At 75.5% G+C, this 16,435-nt stretch carries 10 protein-coding genes and 13 pseudogenes; 12 read left to right on the top strand and 11 right to left on the bottom strand.

Annotated elements, in window-relative coordinates; genetic code table 11:
- The first annotated feature begins 213 nt into the window (after positions 1 to 213).
- The 4 pseudogenes from KPL57_RS60765 to KPL57_RS73425 form a co-directional block, all read left to right on the top strand.
- Positions 214 to 969 (top strand): annotated as a pseudogene (locus KPL57_RS60765) (lysophospholipid acyltransferase family protein).
- A 26-nt stretch (positions 970 to 995) separates the two neighbouring features.
- Positions 996 to 1,494 (top strand): annotated as a pseudogene (locus KPL57_RS60760) (polyadenylate-specific 3'-exoribonuclease AS).
- A gap of 162 nt (positions 1,495 to 1,656) precedes the next feature.
- Positions 1,657 to 2,100: pseudogene (locus tag KPL57_RS73430) on the top strand (3-deoxy-7-phosphoheptulonate synthase); the annotation flags it as partial.
- A gap of 109 nt (positions 2,101 to 2,209) precedes the next feature.
- Positions 2,210 to 2,848 (top strand): annotated as a pseudogene (locus tag KPL57_RS73425) (3-deoxy-7-phosphoheptulonate synthase); the annotation flags it as partial.
- A gap of 115 nt (positions 2,849 to 2,963) precedes the next feature.
- Here the strand turns inward: KPL57_RS73425 and KPL57_RS60750 are convergent.
- Positions 2,964 to 4,064, bottom strand: a complete 1,101-nt coding sequence (locus KPL57_RS60750; protein WP_226358936.1) for a LacI family DNA-binding transcriptional regulator — start codon at positions 4,062 to 4,064, stop codon at positions 2,964 to 2,966.
- Positions 4,065 to 4,169: 105 nt separating this feature from the next.
- Here KPL57_RS60750 and KPL57_RS73420 point away from each other — a divergent pair.
- The 5 pseudogenes from KPL57_RS73420 to KPL57_RS73415 all read left to right on the top strand — a co-directional run.
- A pseudogene (locus KPL57_RS73420) lies at positions 4,170 to 5,386 on the top strand (nucleoside hydrolase).
- Positions 5,386 to 6,273, top strand: a pseudogene (locus KPL57_RS60740) (MFS transporter); the annotation flags it as partial. The pseudogenes KPL57_RS73420 and KPL57_RS60740, both read left to right, overlap by 1 nt.
- A 289-nt stretch (positions 6,274 to 6,562) precedes the next feature.
- Positions 6,563 to 6,673 (top strand): annotated as a pseudogene (locus KPL57_RS71275) (ribokinase); the annotation flags it as partial.
- A gap of 143 nt (positions 6,674 to 6,816) precedes the next feature.
- Positions 6,817 to 7,167 (top strand): annotated as a pseudogene (locus KPL57_RS71270) (hypothetical protein); the annotation flags it as partial.
- A 16-nt stretch (positions 7,168 to 7,183) separates the two neighbouring features.
- Positions 7,184 to 7,375, top strand: a pseudogene (locus KPL57_RS73415) (PfkB family carbohydrate kinase); the annotation flags it as partial.
- 221 nt (positions 7,376 to 7,596) lie between these two features.
- Here KPL57_RS73415 and KPL57_RS73410 read toward each other — a convergent pair.
- The 3 genes from KPL57_RS73410 to KPL57_RS73405 are packed head-to-tail and all read right to left on the bottom strand — an operon-like array spanning position 7,597 to position 8,980.
- Positions 7,597 to 7,983: a PASTA domain-containing protein gene (locus tag KPL57_RS73410; RefSeq protein ID WP_374203963.1), complete on the bottom strand. Its 387-nt coding sequence runs from the start codon at positions 7,981 to 7,983 to the stop codon at positions 7,597 to 7,599.
- A complete protein-coding gene (locus tag KPL57_RS60725) occupies positions 7,965 to 8,849 on the bottom strand; it encodes a protein kinase (protein WP_264199977.1) in 885 nt (294 codons plus the stop codon). Before KPL57_RS60725 ends, KPL57_RS73410 begins: the two co-directional genes overlap by 19 nt.
- A gap of 11 nt (positions 8,850 to 8,860) precedes the next feature.
- Positions 8,861 to 8,980 (bottom strand): protein kinase, encoded by a 120-nt coding sequence (locus tag KPL57_RS73405; protein ID WP_264199984.1) that lies wholly within the window; start codon positions 8,978 to 8,980, stop codon positions 8,861 to 8,863.
- A 123-nt stretch (positions 8,981 to 9,103) separates the two neighbouring features.
- Between KPL57_RS73405 and KPL57_RS73400 the strand changes: the two are divergent.
- Together KPL57_RS73400 and KPL57_RS60720 are read left to right on the top strand one after the other, a co-directional pair.
- Positions 9,104 to 9,661 (top strand): annotated as a pseudogene (locus tag KPL57_RS73400) (hypothetical protein); the annotation flags it as partial.
- A 97-nt stretch (positions 9,662 to 9,758) separates the two neighbouring features.
- The gene (locus KPL57_RS60720) at positions 9,759 to 9,923 is read left to right on the top strand and encodes an Rv2175c family DNA-binding protein (RefSeq protein ID WP_264199983.1); all 165 of its coding nucleotides are present in this window, start codon (positions 9,759 to 9,761) and stop codon (positions 9,921 to 9,923) included.
- A gap of 93 nt (positions 9,924 to 10,016) precedes the next feature.
- Here the strand turns inward: KPL57_RS60720 and KPL57_RS60715 are convergent.
- From KPL57_RS60715 to KPL57_RS68700, 7 genes and pseudogenes are all read right to left on the bottom strand, one after another.
- Positions 10,017 to 10,959, bottom strand: a pseudogene (locus tag KPL57_RS60715) (phytoene/squalene synthase family protein); the annotation flags it as partial.
- A gap of 545 nt (positions 10,960 to 11,504) precedes the next feature.
- The gene (locus tag KPL57_RS60710; protein ID WP_226358934.1) at positions 11,505 to 11,732 is read right to left on the bottom strand and encodes a hypothetical protein; all 228 of its coding nucleotides are present in this window, start codon (positions 11,730 to 11,732) and stop codon (positions 11,505 to 11,507) included.
- A 94-nt stretch (positions 11,733 to 11,826) separates the two neighbouring features.
- A complete protein-coding gene (locus KPL57_RS68710; protein WP_264199976.1) occupies positions 11,827 to 11,949 on the bottom strand; it encodes a hypothetical protein in 123 nt (40 codons plus the stop codon).
- The gene (mptB, locus tag KPL57_RS60705; protein WP_264199975.1) at positions 11,943 to 12,416 is read right to left on the bottom strand and encodes a polyprenol phosphomannose-dependent alpha 1,6 mannosyltransferase MptB; all 474 of its coding nucleotides are present in this window, start codon (positions 12,414 to 12,416) and stop codon (positions 11,943 to 11,945) included. Before mptB ends, KPL57_RS68710 begins: the two co-directional genes overlap by 7 nt.
- A gap of 334 nt (positions 12,417 to 12,750) precedes the next feature.
- A pseudogene (gene crtI / locus KPL57_RS73395) lies at positions 12,751 to 14,206 on the bottom strand (phytoene desaturase family protein); the annotation flags it as partial.
- Between the two features lie 45 nt (positions 14,207 to 14,251).
- On the bottom strand, positions 14,252 to 14,716 hold the full coding sequence (locus KPL57_RS68705; RefSeq protein WP_308253294.1) for a polyprenyl synthetase family protein: 465 nt from the start codon (positions 14,714 to 14,716) through the stop codon (positions 14,252 to 14,254).
- Between the two features lie 32 nt (positions 14,717 to 14,748).
- On the bottom strand, positions 14,749 to 15,387 hold the full coding sequence (locus KPL57_RS68700; RefSeq protein ID WP_308253292.1) for a polyprenyl synthetase family protein: 639 nt from the start codon (positions 15,385 to 15,387) through the stop codon (positions 14,749 to 14,751).
- 185 nt (positions 15,388 to 15,572) lie between these two features.
- Here KPL57_RS68700 and KPL57_RS60685 point away from each other — a divergent pair.
- Positions 15,573 to 16,435, top strand: a pseudogene (locus KPL57_RS60685) (methylenetetrahydrofolate reductase); the annotation flags it as partial.

Raw genomic sequence — 16,435 nt, 5'->3', positions numbered from 1 at the left:
CGCGCGGGGTCTGCGGAGCTCATACCGGTCCGTCCCTCCCCGCTCGCGGCGGCTCCCCATCCTGTCACGGCCGGTTTGTCCGCCCGACAACCGCCCACGGCCCGCGCGGGCCACCGCGGGGCGCGCCCGACCACCGGTGACCACAGCCCCGTTGTGAGGAGGGTGTCGACGCTCCGTAGGCTGTCGCCGAAGTCGGTAGGGAGGCAGCGCAGGGTGCTGTACTGGGGTCCAAGTTCGTGCTGCTCGGCCCGTTGATGAGGCTGTTCTGCCGGCCGGAGGTGCGCGGCGCCGAGAACGTGCCCGCCGGCTCCGGCGCGATCCTCGCCAGCAACCACCTCGCGGTGGCCGACTCCTTCTTCCTGCCGCTGATGCTGCCGCGGCGGGTGACCTTCCTCGCCAAGCGCGAGTACTTCACCGAGCCCGGGATCCGCGGCTGGTTCAAGAAGCAGTTCTTCACCGGCGTCGGGCAGGTCCCGGTGGACCGGTCTGGCGGGGTCCGCGGCGCGCGCCGCGATGGACACCGCGGTGCGGCTGCTGAACGAGGGCAAGCTGCTCGGCATCTACCCGGAGGGCACCCGCTCGCCCGACGGGCGGCTCTACAAGGGCAAGACCGGCGTCGCCCGGATGGCGCTGGAGGCCGGCGTGCCGGTCATCCCGGTCGCCATGGTGGGGACCGACAAGGTCAACCCCATCGGCTCGAAGATGTGGCGCCCGCGCAAGGTGCGGATCGTGATCGGCGAGCCGCTGGACTTCTCCCGCTACGAGGGCATGGCGGGGGACCGGTTCATCGAGCGCTCCATGACCGACGAGATCATGTACGCGCTGATGGAGCTGTCCGGGCAGACCTACGTCGACCTGTACGCGGCGTCGGTCAAGGAGAAGGCCGCGGCCGGTGCGCCGCCGCCGGCCCCGTCGCGCCAGAGCCTGCCGCGGCCGGACGCGAACGTGCCCGACTCCCGCGCCTCCTGACCGGCTCCGGTAGACAGGACGGCACCATGCGCTTCTTCTACGACACCGAGTTCATCGAGGACGGCACGACGATCGACCTGGTGTCGATCGGGATCGTCGGCGAGGACGGCCGCGAGTTCTACGCCGTGTCCACCGAGTTCGACCCGGACCGGGCGGGCAAGTGGGTGCGGGCCAACGTCCTGCCCAAGCTGCCCCGCCCAGCGACCGGGCCTGGATGTCGCGGGCCCGGATGCGCGAGGAGATCCTCGACTTCTGCACCGGTGCGCCCGGCGACGTCGAGCTGGGGCCTGGATCGCCGCCTACGACCACGTCGCGCTGTGCCAGCTGTGGGGCGCGATGCCCGCGCTGCCGCGCCCGATCCCGCGCTTCACCCGTGAGCTGCGCCAGCGGTGGGAGGACGCGGGCCGCCCGGCACTGCCCCCGCCGCCCGCCCAGGCGCACGACGCGCTCGCCGACGCCCGGCACAACCTGCGGCGCTGGGAAGTGATCGCCGAGACCCTCGCGACGGGGGCCGCGCCCCGGTAGGGATCGGCCGCGGCCTAGGCTGGACCACGTGAACTGGTCCGTCGACGCGCCGATCGACGTCCTCCGGAGCTGCCGCCGCTGCCCGCGGACCTGCGCTCCGCGCTGGACGACGCGCTCTCCCGCCCTGCCGCCCAGCAGCCCGAGTGGCCCGACCCGTCGCAGGTGGGCGACGTGCGGAAGGTCCTCGAGTCCGTCCCGCCGGTGGTGCTGCCGCCCGAGGTCGACCGGCTGCAGTCCCGGCTCGCCGACGTCGCGAACGGCGAGGCGTTCCTGCTGCAGGGCGGCGACTGCGCCGAGACCTTCGTCGACAACACCGAGCCGCACATCCGGGCGACGATCCGCACGTTGCTGCAGATGGCCGTCGTCCTGACCTACGGTGCCTCGATGCCGGTGGTCAAGGTCGGCCGGATCGCCGGGCAGTACGCCAAGCCGCGCAGCTCCCCGATCGACGCGGCCGGGCTGCCGTCCTACCGCGGGGACATCGTCAACGGTCTCGCCCCGGACCCGCAGGGCCGGATCCCGGACCCGTCGCGCATGGTGCGCGCCTACGCGAACGCCTCCGCGGCGATGAACCTGGTCCGCGGCCTGACCGCGACCGGGCTGGCCGACCTGTCCAAGGTGCACGACTGGAACAAGGACTTCGTCCGCACCTCCGCCGCGCGCGGGCGTGCGCTACGAGGCCGTCGCCGCCGAGATCGACCGCGCGGTCCGCTTCATGGACGCCTGCGGGGTGCGCGACCACAACCTGCACCAGGTCGAGTTCTACGCCAGCCACGAGGCGCTGGGCTGGACTACGAGCGCGCCATGCTGCGCCTGGACCTCGGCGCGACCCCACCGGCGGGAGGCCCCGAAGCTCTACGACCTGTCGACGCACTTCCTCTGGATCGGGGAGCGGACCCGCCAGCTCGACGGCGCGCACGTCGCGTTCGCGGAGCTGCTGGCCAACCCGATCGGGATGAAGATCGGCCCGACGACGACGCCCGACCAGGCCGTCGAGTACGTCGAGCGGCTCGACCCGCACAACCGCCCGGCCGGCTGTCGCTCATCTCCCGGATGGGCAACGACAAGGTCCGCGACGTGCTCCCGGCGATCGTCGAGAAGAATCACCGCCTCCGGGCACAAGGTCATCTGGCAGTGCGACCCGATGCACGGCAACACCCACGAGGCCTCGACCGGCTACAAGACCCGGCACTTCGACCGGATCGTCGACGAGGTGCAGGGCTTCTTCGAGGTGCACCGCTCGCTCGGCACCCACCCCGGCGGCATCCACGTCGAGGTCACCGGCGAGGACGTCACCGAGTGCCTCGGGGGTGCGCAGCGGATCTCCGACACCGACCTCGCCGGCCGGTACGAGACCGCTTGCGACCCGCGGCTGAACACCCAGCAGAGCCTGGAGCTGGCGTTCCTAGTCGCGGAGGATGCTGCGCGGCTGACCTGCCGCCCTCGATCAGTACCCGTCGATCAGTACCTCAGCGCTGTCCGGCCGGTCCGGACGCCGCCTCAGGTACTGATCGACGGGAAGGGCGCTCGCACGCCGACGCGCGGGGGCCCGGGATCAGGCGCCGGTGCTGGCCCGGGCCGCCAGGCCGGACGGCAGGCGGGGCGACGCGCCGTAGCCGTCGGCGCGGCGAGCACCCGGCCAGGCGCTGCGCGGCGGCCCGGCCGAGCTCCTCGGCGGGCAGTGCCACGCTCGTCAGCGCCGGCGCCGTCACCTGCGAGTACGGCAGGTCGTCGAACCCGGCGACGGCGATGTCCCCCGGCACGTCCAGCCCGAGCCGGTGCGCGGCGGCCAGGACGCCGTAGGCCATCGTGTCCGCCGCCGCGACGACCGCGGTCGCCCCGCCCGCCCGCCAGCGCGGCAGTGCCTCGGCGCTGACGTCGGCGGCCGAGTCGAGGGTCAGCCCGGCGCGGGTGCCGTCGTCGAGGACCCGCAGGCCGTGCGCGGCGGCGACCCGGGAGAGCAGCTCGCGGCGCACGGTGAAGGTGGCCGAGGGCGTCGACCCCTCCAGGTAGGCGATCGTCGTGTGCCCGGCCGCGGCGAGGTGCGCGACCAACGCGCGCACGCCCGGCTCCAGGTCGAAGGTCACCGTCGCCGCGCGGCTCTCGAAACCGGGGGCGTCCATCAGGACCATCGGCGGGCCGCCCGGCTCGAGGTCGTCGAGGAACGTCGGCGACGGCGCGTGCACCAGCAGCCCGGCCGGCCGGAACGCCGCGACCCGGCGGACGTCGTCGGCGCCGGGCTGTTCGCCGCCCTCGATCACCGACAGCATCAGCGGGTGCCTGCTACCCAGCGCCTCCCGGATCCCGGTGGTGACCCGCCCGAAGTAGGGGTTGGGGAGATCGGGGGCGAGCAGCACGACGAGGTCGGTGGTACCGCGGGCGAGCGAGCTCGCCGCGTGGTCGACCACGTAGCCCAGCTCGTCGACCGCGGCCCGGACCCGGTCGGTGATCACCGCCGACACCCGTCCGCGCGACTTGCCGTTCACCACCAGCGACACGGTGGACACGCTCGTCCCCGCCCGCCGGGCCACCATCGCCGCCGTCACCCGCCGGCCCACCGGTCCTACCATTGGGCGAGCGTACCCGGACGCGCCACACATCAAGCGCTTGACCAGTCACAGTCGACACGTCCGGAGCGCCCCGGACGGCCGCGACGACGAGGTAGGACACCGGAGATGACCGAGAAGATCGTCCTGGACTGCGATCCGGGCCACGACGACGCGATCGCGCTGCTGCTCGCCCACGGCGACCCGCGGATCGAGCTGCTCGCCGTCACCACGGTCGTCGGGAACCAGACGCTGGACAAGGTGACCCGCAACGCGCTGTCGGTCGCGACCCTGGCCGGGATCACCGGCGTGCCGTTCGCGGCCGGCGCCGACCGCCCGCTGCTGCGGGAGATCGCCGTCGCCGCCGACATCCACGGCGAGACCGGGCTGGACGGCCCGGAGCTGCCCGCACCGGCGTTCACCACGGTGGACACCCACGCCGTGGACCTCATCGTGGAGACCGTGCTCGCCCACGAGCCGGGCACGGTCACCCTCGTCCCCACCGGCGGGCTGACCAACATCGCGCTCGCCGCCCGGCGCGCCCCCGAGATCGTCGACGGGTCAAGCGGGTGGTGCTGATGGGCGGCGGCGTCGCCGTCGGCAACCGGACCCCGGTGGCCGAGTTCAACATCGCCATCGACCCCGAGGCCGCCGCGATCGTGTTCGAGGCGGGCTGGGAGGTGGTCATGGTCGGGCTCGACCTGACCCACCAGGCGCTGGCCGGTCCCGAGGTGCGCCGCGCGATCCGCGCCGTCGGGACCGGCCCGGCGCGCTTCGTCGACGAGCTGCTCGACTTCTTCGCCGCCACCTACCGCGACGTGCAGGGCTTCGACGCCCCGCCGGTCCACGACCCGTGCGCCGTCGCCCACGTCATCGACCCCACGATCGTGCGGGCGTTCCCGATGCCGATCGTCGTCGAGACCGCGGGCCGGCACACCACCGGGATGACGGTCGCCGACCGGCGCGGTCCGGCCCCGCGGGGGTGCCGCACCCACGCCGCGCTGGAGCTCGACCACGCCCGCTTCTGGGAGCTCGTCGTGGACGCGCTGCGCACCATCCCGGCGACCCGGCCCCCGCCCTCCTCACGCAACGGAGCAGATCGCATGACCACCCCCGACCGCCGCCCGGTCGTCACGCTCGTCGTGGCGGTGCTGGCCGCCTGCGTGGCGTTCCAGCTCAACGCCTCCATGCTCAGCCCCGCACTGGTCACCATGGCCCGCGAGCTGGGCACCGACGACGCCACCGTCGGCCTGTCCCAGACGATGTTCTTCACCCTCGCGGCGATGTTCTCGCTGTTCCTGCCGCGGCTGTCCGACATCGCGGGGCGCCGCGGGTGCTGCTGGTGATGCTCGCGGTCATGCTGGTCGGCAGCGTCGTCGCCGCCCTCGCCGTCAGCGTGCCGATGCTGTTCGCCGGTCGGGCCCTGCAGGGCATCACCGGGCCGGTCGTCCCGATCTGCCTGCTCATGCTGCGCAGCGAGATCGCCGACCCGCGCCGCTACGGGATCGTGCTCGGGCTGATCACCGCCGTGAACGGCGGCGTCGCCGGTCTCGACGCGCTGCTCGGCGGCTGGCTGGCCACCCACCACGGCTTCCGCTCGATCTTCTGGGTCATCGCCGCGGTCACCGTCGTCGCGCTGGTGCTCGTCGCCGTGTGGGGCGTGGAGTCCCGCCCCTCGCAGGGCACCCGGATGGACTGGCGCGGGGTCGTCCCGCTGGTCGTCGCGGTCGGCGCGCTGCTGCTGGCCTTCGACGAGGCCGCCGCGCTGTCCGACGCGCGCTGGGGCCGGGTCGCCGGGTACGCGCTGCTCGCCGTCGTCGCCGCGGTGGTGTTCTGGCGGCTGCAGGGCCGCACCGCGCAGCCGCTCGTCGCGCCCGAGGACCTGCGCCGGCGCGCCACCTGGGCCACGCTCGGCACCACGCTGCTGACCGTGACCGGGGTGTTCGCCGTGGTCAACGGCCTGGTCGCCTCGATCGCCCAGAACCCCACGGCCGGGTTCGGGCTCGGTGCGGACCTCACCGCACTCGCCCTGCTCGCCCCCTACGCGCTGATCGGCTGGCTGGTCGGGCCGTTCGCCGGTCGGCTGGCCCCGGTGCTCGGCTACCGCACCGTGCTGCGGGTCGGGCTGGCCGGCAGCGTCGTCGCCACCGTGCTGCTGGCGGTCGTGGGGGTGCACTCGTTCGCGGTGCTGGTCGTCGCGACGCTGCTGCTCGGCGTCACCTACGCCGGCATCGCCAACATCATGCTCAACGGCCTGGGCGTGCTGCTCTCGCCCGCCGACCGGCCCGGCATGCTCCCGGGCTCAACGCCGGCGCGTTCAACCTCGGCGCCGGGATCAGCTTCGTGGTGCTGCCCGCGGTGCAGGTCGCCGTCGGCGCGGGCCGAGCAGACCGGGGTCGGCGGCTACACCGCGGGCATGCTGTCGGGGCCGCGTGCACCGCGGGCGCGTTCGCGCTGTCGCTGCTCATCCCGCGCCCTGCCGCGGCCGAGACCGGCGCCGCGCACGACGTGGTGGACGCCCGATGAGCCGGGTGCTGGTCGTCGGCTCGCTCAACGCCGACCTGGTGGTGCGCACCGAGCGCTTCCCCGGGCCGGGGGAGACCGTGGCCGGGTCGGACCTGACGGTGGGCCCCGGCGGCAAGGGGGCCAACCAGGCCGTCGCCGCCGCCCGGCTCGGGGCCGGTGCCGGGGTCGGGGTCGGCGTGGGCATGGTCGGCGCGTCGGCGACGACGACCACGGCCGGACCGTCCGCGACGCCGTCGCCGCCGCGGGTGCCGACGTCGACCGGGTCGCGGTGCGGACCGGCACGGCCACCGGCACCGCGGTCATCACCGTCGACGCCGCGGGCGACAACACGATCGTCGTCTCGCCGGGGCCAACGCCACCCTGGAGCCGGGGACCTGCCGCCTTCGACGACGTCGCGGTGCTGACCCTGTGCCTGGAGATCCCCACCCCGACGGTGCTGGCCGCCGCCCGGGCCGCCCGCGCCGCCGGGACCACGGTGGTGCTGAACCTCTCGCCCTACGCCCCGGTGCCCCCGAGCTGCTCGCCGCCACCGACGTGCTCGTGGTCAACGAGCACGAGGCCGCGCTGCTGGGGGAGCACCCGGTGCCCCGGTCGGTCGTGACACGCGGGGCCGCGGGCTGCGAGGTGCACGACGCGACGAGCGCTACGGTGTCCACAGTGGATGCGATACGGGCCGAGTGGTGGACACCACCGGCTCGGGCGACGCGTTCCTGGCGGCCGTCGCCGTGCGGCTCGCCGCGGGGGACGACCTGCCGGACGCCGCGCGCTACGCCGTGCGCGCCGGTGCCCTCGCGGTCACCGTCGCCGGGGCGCAGCTGCCCCGATCGGCGACGCCGAGCGCACCGCTTCGGGCTGTAGGCCCCTCGAACGCCGGTGTCCCGGCCGGCCGCCACCCGGCCGGGACACCGGTTCCCGCCCCGCGGGTTCCGGCCCGCGGCCGGTGTCCACTGTGTCGCCCGGCCCTGAGCATCCGGCTCGGAGCGCGCAGCCCGGAGCGCACGTCCCGGAGCGCCCGGTTCGAGGGCCGGGCTCAGAGGACGGTGAGCGTGATGGTGTCGCCCGGTTCGGCGTCGCTGCCCGAGCCCGGGTCCTGCCCGATGACGCCGTCGGCGGCGCGGCCGAACGGGAAGCTGCGCTCGACTCGACCTCGAAGCCGCCTGGCGCAGCAGGGCCTCGGCCTCGTCGGCGCGCATCCCGATGACGAACGGCACCGGGGGCGCGGTCTCGCGACGGGCGGCGCGGTCGTCGGGGCGGGGCGGGCTCGGCACCGCGGCTGGTGACGAGGGTGACCGCCGCGCCGCCCGGCGAGCCGGGTCCCGGCGGGCGGGTCGGTCCGGATCACCGCACCGGCGGGGACCTCGGCGCTGAACTCCCGGCGCGGTCGTGGACGCACCGGGGTCAGCCCGGCGCGGCGCACGGCGTCCTCCGCGGTGGCCACGGCACTGCCGGCGGGCACGTCGGGGACCGCGGGCCGGCCGGTGGACACCACCAGGGTGACCGTGGTGCCGCGCAGCACCGGGTCTCCGGAGCCGGGTCCACCTGCGCGACCCGGTCGGGGCCACGTCGTCGTCGGCGCGTTCGGTGACGGTGGGGGTCAGGTCGGACTCGGCGACCAGCGCGGTCGCCTGCTCCCGGTCCAGGCCGGTGACCGCGGGCATCGTGGTCCAGCGGCCCGACCCGAGCCACCAGGCGCCCGTCCCGGCCAGCGCGGCCAGCAGCAGGAGCAGCACCATCCACAGCGCGAACACCCGGCGGCCACGACGGCGCCCGGCCAGCTCCTCGCGGGTCATCGGCTCCGGCTGACCGGCGGGGGTGACGGCGGTGCCGTGCGCGCCGCGGGTCCGGGTCTGCACCCGGGTGCCGCCGGGGCCCGGTGCGGCGGCGTCGAGCGGCGGTGGCGCAGCGGTCCGGCGGGGAGGGTGGCGCCGTCGTCGGGGGCGGCGGGCCGGGCGGGCGCGGCGTGGCGGTCCGGGGCAGGCCCAGCCGGTCGGCCATGTCCAGCAGCTCGCGGCGGAAGTGCTCCGCGTCGACCGGGCGCTGCTCGGGGTCCCGCGAGGTGGCCCGGGCGACGAGCGCGTCCACGGCCGGCGGCAGGCCCGGGACCAGCGCCGACGGCGGCGGCACGTCCTCGTTCACGTGCCGGTAGGCCACCGACAGCGGGTTGTCGGCGGTGTAGGGCGGCTGCCCGGTCAGCATCTCGTAGAGCACGACGCCGGCGGCGTAGACGTCGCTGCGGCCGTCGGCGCGACCGGACACGACCTGCTCGGGGGAGAGGTAGGCCATCGTCCCGAGGATCATCCCGCGTGGCTGACCCCGGCCTCGGCGGCCGCGGTGAGCAGGCCGAAGTCGGCCACCTTCACCTCGCCGCCGGAGGAGATCAGCACGTTCTCCGGTTTCACGTCCCGGTGCACCATGCCGAGCCGGTGCGCGCGGGCCACCCGGCGAGGACCGGTTCGAGCACCCGCACCGCGGCGGGGAGCCCGAGTGCGCCGCGGGCGCGCAGCACGTCGCGCAGGGTGCCGCCGTCGACCAGCTCCATGACGACGAACAGGCTGGCCTCGCCCAGCGGGCCCGCGGCACGGTGCCCCGGTCGTAGACGGCGACGACGCACGGGTGGTCGATCCGCGCCGCCAGCGGGCCTCCCGGTCGAACCGGGTGCGGAAGGCGTGGTCCCCGGCCATCCGCGGGTCCATCACCTTGATCGCGACGGCGCGTTCGAGACGGGTGTCGGTGCCGTGGTGCACCGTCGACATGCCGCCGCGGGCCAGCACCGGGCCGACCCGGTAGCGACCGTCGAGCAGCACCTCGCCGGGGCCGTCGGCGGCGAGCCGCCCGGCCCCACCCGGGGGCCGGGATCGGCCGGACCGGACGGTGAGCTCATCGCGGGTCAGGTTACCGGTGGGGATCCCGGCGGTCGTGCAGGTGGTCGGCGCCGGGGCCCCGTGCCGGTCGGTGCGGTGGGCGTCGGCGCCGCCCGGGGCGGTGTGGGACAGTGTCCGGCTGTGAACGAGTCCCTCCCCGCCGCTGTCACCGAGGAGACGCTGAGCGTCGCCGAGGTGGCCGACCGCCTGTCGATCCCCGTCTCCCGGGTGCACCAGCTCGTCCGCGACGGGCAGCTCCTGTCGTTCAAGGACGGGCACGACGTCGTCGTCCCCCCGCGCGCTGCTCGACGACGACGGTGTCGTGCGCGGGTTGCCGGGCACGATCGTCGTCCTCCGCGACGGCGGCTACGACGACGACGCGATCCTGAGCTGGCTGTTCACCGAGGAGGAGTCGCTGGACGGCGCCCCGATCACCGCGCTGCGCGCGGGCCGACACAAGGAGATCAAGCGCCGCGCCCAGGCCATGGCCTTCTGACCGCCGCCCCGCGGTCTGACCGGTGCCCTGCGGGGCGCGGCCCGTCAGGCGCGGGCGCGCGGTGGACGCGGTCGCGCGCCAGCTGGTCCCGCGGGCGGCCAGCGCCCGGCCGAGCCGGGGCAGCGCGACGGCGGCCCGGCGCCGGTTCGGCACCGCGACCCGGTGGGTCAGCACGTCGTAGCCGGCGTCGGCGATCTCGTCGAGGATCTCCGCGTACAGCACCCGGCGGCGCCGACGCAGGCCCGCGACACCGGCTCCAGCATCGGGATCCCCGGATCGGCCCGGCGGTAGGTGGCCCGGGTCCGGGCGACCAGGTGGGCCAGGGCGCGGCGGATCCGCGGGTCCGGGCGCCCGGTGCGCCGGCTCCAGGCCAGCAGCTCCCGGTCGACCCCGAACGCGGCGAGCTCGTCGGCGGGCAGGTACACCCGGCCGCGGTCGAGGTCCTCGCCGACGTCGCGCAGGAAGTTCGTGATCTGGAACGCCACGCCCAGCAGCGCGGCGTGCGGCTCCGCCTCGCCCGCGGCACGACGGTCCCGAGCACCGGCAGCGTCTGCAGCCCGATCACCGCCGCCGAGCCGTGCACGTAGACGGCCAGCTCGTCGTCGGTGGCGTAGTCGGTGACGGTCAGGTCCATCCGCATCGAGACCATGAAGTCCCGGAACAGCGACGCGTCGAGGTCGTGGCGGCGCGCGGTCTCGGCGACGGCGAGACCTCGGGCCTGCTGCCGGGCAGCGGTGCGCCCGCCAGCGCGGCCGCCAGCTCGGCGTCGAGCGCGTCGAGCCGGCGTGTGCGGGTCCCCGCCGCCCGCGCCGTCGGGGTCGTCGACGATCTCGTCGGCGAAGCGCGCGAAGCCGTAGAGGGCGTGGATGTCGACCCGTCGCTCCGGGGGCAGCAGCCGGGTCGCCAGGAAGTAGGTGCGCCCGTGCTCGGCGTGCAGCGCGCGGCAGGCGGCGTAGGCCGCGCGCAGCTGCGGGTCGGTCAGGCCGGCGGCGTCGAGCTCGACGCGCCCGGCCCGCTCAGCCGCGGACGCCCGCATCGCCGGTGGGCGGCGGTCGCGGGCTGGGTCGCGGGCGGTGTCGCGGGCCCTGTCGCGGGCGCACGGCCGGGGCGGCGACGGGGTGCTCCGGCGCAGGCCGAGCGGGTCCGGTCGGAGCAGCGACACGGCGGCCAGGACACCGGCCAGGGCGCAGGCCAGCAGGTAGTGCGGCACGTAGAGGGCGGTCTCGCCGTCGGGGAAGTACACGATCATCAGCCAGATCGAGCCGAACACCACCCACTGCAGTCCGCGCGCGCTCCACGGGGTCATCGCGAGCAGGCAGAACCCCCAGCTCAGGTACCACGGCAGCGTGGTGGGGGAGAGGACCGCGGCCAGCGCGAGGGCGATCGCCGCGTTGCGCACCGCGCCCGCGGGTCGTTGCGGCCGCGCCACCACAGCAGTGCGATCAGTGCAGCCATCACCAGCGCGCCGATGAACCGGAACGTGTCGACGAACGCCTGGGAGTTCACCTCCTCCGGCGAACATCCCGGCCACGCTCGCGGTCGCCTGCCCGACGGCGGTCGGCACCGACAACCAGTTCACGATCATCGAGGGGGCGCTGAGCGCGGGCAGCCAGCCCAGCCCGACCCGGTGAGCCAGGTGGCCCCGCCGAACACGACGCCGAACACCGCCACCGACGGCACCCCGGCCCGGACCAGCCGCGACCAGAACCCGCCGGACAGCTTCGCCGCCCACACGAGCACCAGGAACGGCAGCACGATCCCGCCGAGGCCTTCACCGCCATCGCCAGCGACGCGACGACGATCGCCCACACGAACCGCTCCCGCAGGGCCAGCAGCGCCGCCAGCGGCAGCAGGCCGACGACCAGCAGGTCGTTGTGCACCCCGCCGACCATGTGCACGACCATCACCGGGTTCGCCACGGCCAGCCACAGCGCGACCGCGGGACGCCCGCCAGGCGCCGGGTCAGCGCGGGCAGCACCGCCACGAGCAGCAGCAGCCCGGTGACCAGGCTCAGCCGCATCAGCACGACACGCCGAGCAGCACGTTCTGGCCGGCGAGCAGGACCACGCCCTGCGCGAGCAGGATGAACAGCGGCCCGTAGGGGGCGGGGGTGTCCTGCCAGAAGAAGTGGACGTTGTCGGTGAAGATCCCGCCCATGGTGTCCGGCCCGACGACGTACGGGTCGTACCCGGCCAGCGGCAGCGCGCCCTGGGCGAGGTAGCTGTAGGGGTCGCGGGTGAACAGCGGCGCCGTGACCAGCATCGGCAGCATCCACACCGCCGCCGTCGTCAGCACCGCGCGGCCGCCGGCGCTGCGGGCGAGCACGGCGCGGCCCAGCCGCACCCACGCCCACACCATCAGCACCAGGCCGACGTAGATCACGACCGTCGCGAGCATCGCGCCGTGGCCGTAGCGCCAGAACGACAGCGCCGAGTTGCCGATCACCGGGTCCCGCATCGGGATCCCGCCGCCGCCGAACGAGCCGAGGAACATCAGCACGGTCCCGGCCAGCCCCAGCAGCAGGACGCCCCGTGGCGGCGAGCCGAGCCGCTCGACCAGGCCGGGCCCGCGGGCCGCGGTGTGGCGGGTGGGGGCACGACCGCGCCCGTGCCGGGGTCCGGCGTCACCGGTTCGGGTGCCGCCGGGCGGGGGAGCGGGGGCGAGGGCTGAGCCGTCATCGTGTCCGTGTGTGCTGGTCGGGCATCGTCGGGAAGCATGATTCCACGCCCCTCGGCGCTCCTACTCGGCGCCCGCGCCGCAGCAGTGCCCTCCTCAGTGACCCGTGCGTGCCCGCGGCCCCGTGCCCGGCGCGCTCGGCCGGGCGCGGACCGGTGATCCGCTCCGCCGCCAGCCGCCCGGAGATCAGCACCGGCGGGATCCCGACGCCGGGGGTCGTGCCGCACCCGGCGAGCACCGCGTTCGCCGTCCCGCGGACCAGGTTGCGCGGCCGGAACGGGCCGGTCTGGGCCAGCGTGTGCGACGCCGAGAACGGCGTGCCCGCCGCCATCCCGGCGGCCGCCCAGTCCTGCGGGGTCCACATCCGGGTCCAGCTCGGCTGCGCGGAGGGGTCCACCAGCCCGCGGTCGGCGAGCACGCCGAACAGCTCCCGGCGTAGCCGGGCCGACCCGGTCCCAGTCGATGCCGGGCGCCACCGCGGTGTTCGGGCACGGCGCGAGCACGCTCATGACCTCGCGCCCGCGGGCTGCAGCGACGGGTCGGTCAGCCCGGGCCGGGTGACCAGCAGCGACGGGTCGGACATCAGCGTCCCTCGTCGATGATCTCGCGGAAGGTGCGCCCAGGAGCCGCCGAAGGAGATCGTGTGGTGGTGCTGCGCGGTGCCGGGGGCGGGGCGGGCATCCCGCGTGCACGACGACGGCGCTGGGCGACCAGCGCAGCCCGACCGGGCGCGCGCGGGCGCCCCGCCGAGCAGGCGTAGGCCGCGGGCAGCTCGGGGGTGAGCACGACCGCGTCGCACGGGGTGAGCGACTCGTCGGCGCCGTCGGGGCCGGTGTGCCGGACCGCGGTGACCCGGCCCCGGAGCGGTCCAGGCCGGTCACGGTGCGGCCGTAGTGGATCTCCGCGCCCGCGTCGGCGGCCGCGCCGGCCAGCGCGGTGCCCATCATCCGCATGCCGCCGCGGGGGAAGTACACGCCCGCGACGTGTCCATGTAGGCGATCACGCCGTAGGCGCCGAGCGCGTCGCGGGGAGACCCCGGCGTAGAGCGCCTGGAAGGAGAACACCCGGCGCAGCCGCTCGTCGGGCAGGAGGCGGTCGATCCGCCGCCCGAGCCGCCCGAACCCGCCGAGCGCGGCGAGCCGGGCCAGGTCGGGGCCGAGCAGCGACAGCGGCGAGTCCATGTTCGCGCCGATGAAGTCGTCCATCTCGGCGCGGTAGAGGTCGGTGAGCCAGCGGCGCAGCCGCCGGTACCCGGCCGCGGAGTCCGGGCCGCACTGCTCGCGGATCTCGTGCTCCATCGCGGCGGCGTCGGTGTGCACCGCGATGGCCGAGCCGTCGGCGAACTCGGCCCGGTAGGCCGGGTCGAGCCGGACGAGGTCGAGCCGGTCCGCGGTCGTCTCGCCGACGGCGGCGAAGGCGGAGTCCAGCAGCTCCGGCATGGTGAGCACGGTCGGGCCGGTGTCCAGGGCGTAGGTCCCGTGCGCGTCGGTCACGTCGAGCCGCCCGGCGCGGCCGCCGGGGAAGCCTCCCGCTCGACGATCGTGACCCGGCGGCCCGCGCCCAGCAGGTGCAGCGCCGGTCGACAGCCCGGCCAGCCCCGCCCCCACGACGACGACGTGGTCGGAGGTGCCCCTCGATCCGCCGCACCCCGCTCACCACCCGTCGGGTCGCGCGCTCGGCCAGCTCGAACAGGTGCGAGCGGCCCGGTTCGGCGACCGGTGCGGAGTCGAGCGCGTCGAGCGCGGCGCCGGTGAGGGCGGCGATCCGCTGCTCCACCGACTGCACCGCGCCCAGCTCCGACAGCGCGGAGCGGGCCCGGTCCAGGCTCGCGGCGTCCAGGTCGGGGTCGCCGAGCGCGGAGAGGACGACGTCGGCGGCGGCCCGGTCCCCGCGCTGCTCGGCCGCTGCAGGGCCGCGGCGACCAGCAGGGTCCGCTTGCCCTCGCGCAGGTCGTCCCCGGCGGGCTTGCCGGTGACCCGGGGGTCGCCGAACACGCCCAGCAGGTCGTCGCGCAGCTGGAAGGCGACGCCGATGTCGGCGCCGTAGCGCCGGTAGGCCGCGACGACCCGCGGGTCGGCCCCGGCGATCGCCGCGCCCAGGTGCAGCGGCCGCTCCACGGTGTAGGCGGCGGTCTTGAACCGGTCGATGGTCAGCGCGTTCGACTCGCGGTGTCCCCGGAGGCCTGGGCCAGCACGTCGAGGTACTGGCCGGAGACAGCACCTCGGTGCGCATCGCCCGCCACGGCTCGGCGGCGCGGGTGTGGGCGCCCTCGGGCAGCGCGGGCGGCGTGGAACATGTCGTCGGCCCACACCTGGGCCAGGTCCCCGACGAGGATCGCGACGGCGGCACCGAACCGGGCCGGCGGGCCCGACCAGCCGTTCGCCGCGTGCATCCGGGCGAACTCGACGTGCACCGTCGGCCGGCCGCGCCGGGTCGAGGAGGCGTCCATCAGGTCGTCGTGGACCAGCGCGCACGCCTGGATCAGCTCCAGCGACGCGATCGCGCTCAGCACGCCCTGCGCGTGCGGGTCGGCCGGGTCGCCACCCGCGCCCCGCCAGCCCCACCAGGCGAAGGTGGGCCGCAGCCGCTTCCCGCCGCCCAGGACGAACTCGGCCAGCGCGTCGGCGGCCTGTACGACGACCGGGTCGATGCCCGACACCTCGGCGCGCCGGCGGTCCAGGTACCCGGCCAGCACCCGTTCCACGTGCTGGGGCAGCGCGTCGTCCAGGGGAGCCGGACCTGCCGTGGACGGGCCGGGGGACCCGGACGGACCGGACGGTGCGGACACGGGGAGACGGGGGAGACGGGGTCTGCCACGACGACCAGGCTATCGGTGCGCCGCGGACCCGGCCCGTCGATGCGGTGGTGGTGCACGTCATGGCCGCTCGGGGGCGGTGCGGACCCGTCGGTGGACGACCGGCCGGTGGTGCGCCCCGTAAGGTCGTCGCCGTGACGACGAGTTCCGCATCCACGGTGACCGAACGGATCAGCGTCGACCGACCCTTCTTCGCGGTGGAGTTCTTCCCGCCGAAGGACGACCAGGGCGAGGCGGAGCTGTGGCGCGCCATCCGCCGCCTCGAGGTGCTCGACCCCGCCTACGTCTCGGTGACCTACGGCGCGGGCGGCTCCAGCCGCGACCGCACCGTCCGCGCACGGTCGAACGGATCGCCACCGACACCACGCTCTGCTCGATGGCGCACCTGACCGCCGTCTCGCACTCCACCGACGAGCTGCGCCACGTGATCGGGTCGCTGGCCGCCGCGGGTGTCCGCAACATCATGGCGCTGCGCGGGGACCCGCCCGGCGACCCGCTCGGCGAGTGGGTCGCCCACCCCGAGGGACTCGAGTACGCCGACCAGCTGGTCGCGCTGATCAAGCGGTCCGGCCCGTTCTGCGTGGGCGTCGCCGCGTTCCCCTACGGCCATCCGCGCTCGGCCGACCTCGACGCCGACACCGAGCGGCTCGTCGGGAAGTTCCGGGCGGGGGCGGAGTCTCGCCGTCACCAGCTGTTCCTGGAGCCCGAGGGCTTCCTGCGGCTGCGTGACCGGGTCGCCGCCGGCCGGGTTCGACCAGCCGATCATCCCCGGCATCATGCCGCTGACCTCGGAGAAGACCTTCCGCAAGGGTCCGGAGCTGTCCGGCTCACCGCTGCCGGGAGCACTGGTGGAGCGGCTCGCGCCCTACTCCGGCGACGCGGCGGGGTTCCGCGCCGCGGGGATGGAGGTCACCGGCGAGCTGTGCGAGCGGCTGCTCGCCGAGGGCGTCCCCGGGATCCACTTCTACTGCCTCAACCGGTCCACGGCGACGACCGAGCTGGTCGAGCGGCTCGGGCTGGC

The organism is Pseudonocardia sp. ICBG601 (genome assembly GCF_020496245.1).
The sequence above is the reverse complement of the archived record's forward strand: the minus strand, read 5'-3'. Positions and strand labels throughout refer to the sequence as shown.

What these genes read in the sequence shown, in the direction of transcription:
- KPL57_RS60750 (WP_226358936.1), bottom strand. Translation starts at nt 4,064, where the DNA reads ATGGTAGGACCGGTGGGCCGGCGGGTGACGGCGGCGATGGTGGCCCGG.
- KPL57_RS60725 (WP_264199977.1), bottom strand. Translation starts at nt 8,849, where the DNA reads ATGGCCTACCTCTCCCCCGAGCAGGTCGTGTCCGGTCGCGCCGACGGC.
- KPL57_RS73405 (WP_264199984.1), bottom strand. Translation starts at nt 8,980, where the DNA reads ATGGTGCACCGGGACGTGAAACCGGAGAACGTGCTGATCTCCTCCGGC.
- mptB (WP_264199975.1), bottom strand. Translation starts at nt 12,416, where the DNA reads ATGTTCCTCGGCTCGTTCGGCGGCGGCGGGATCCCGATGCGGGACCCG.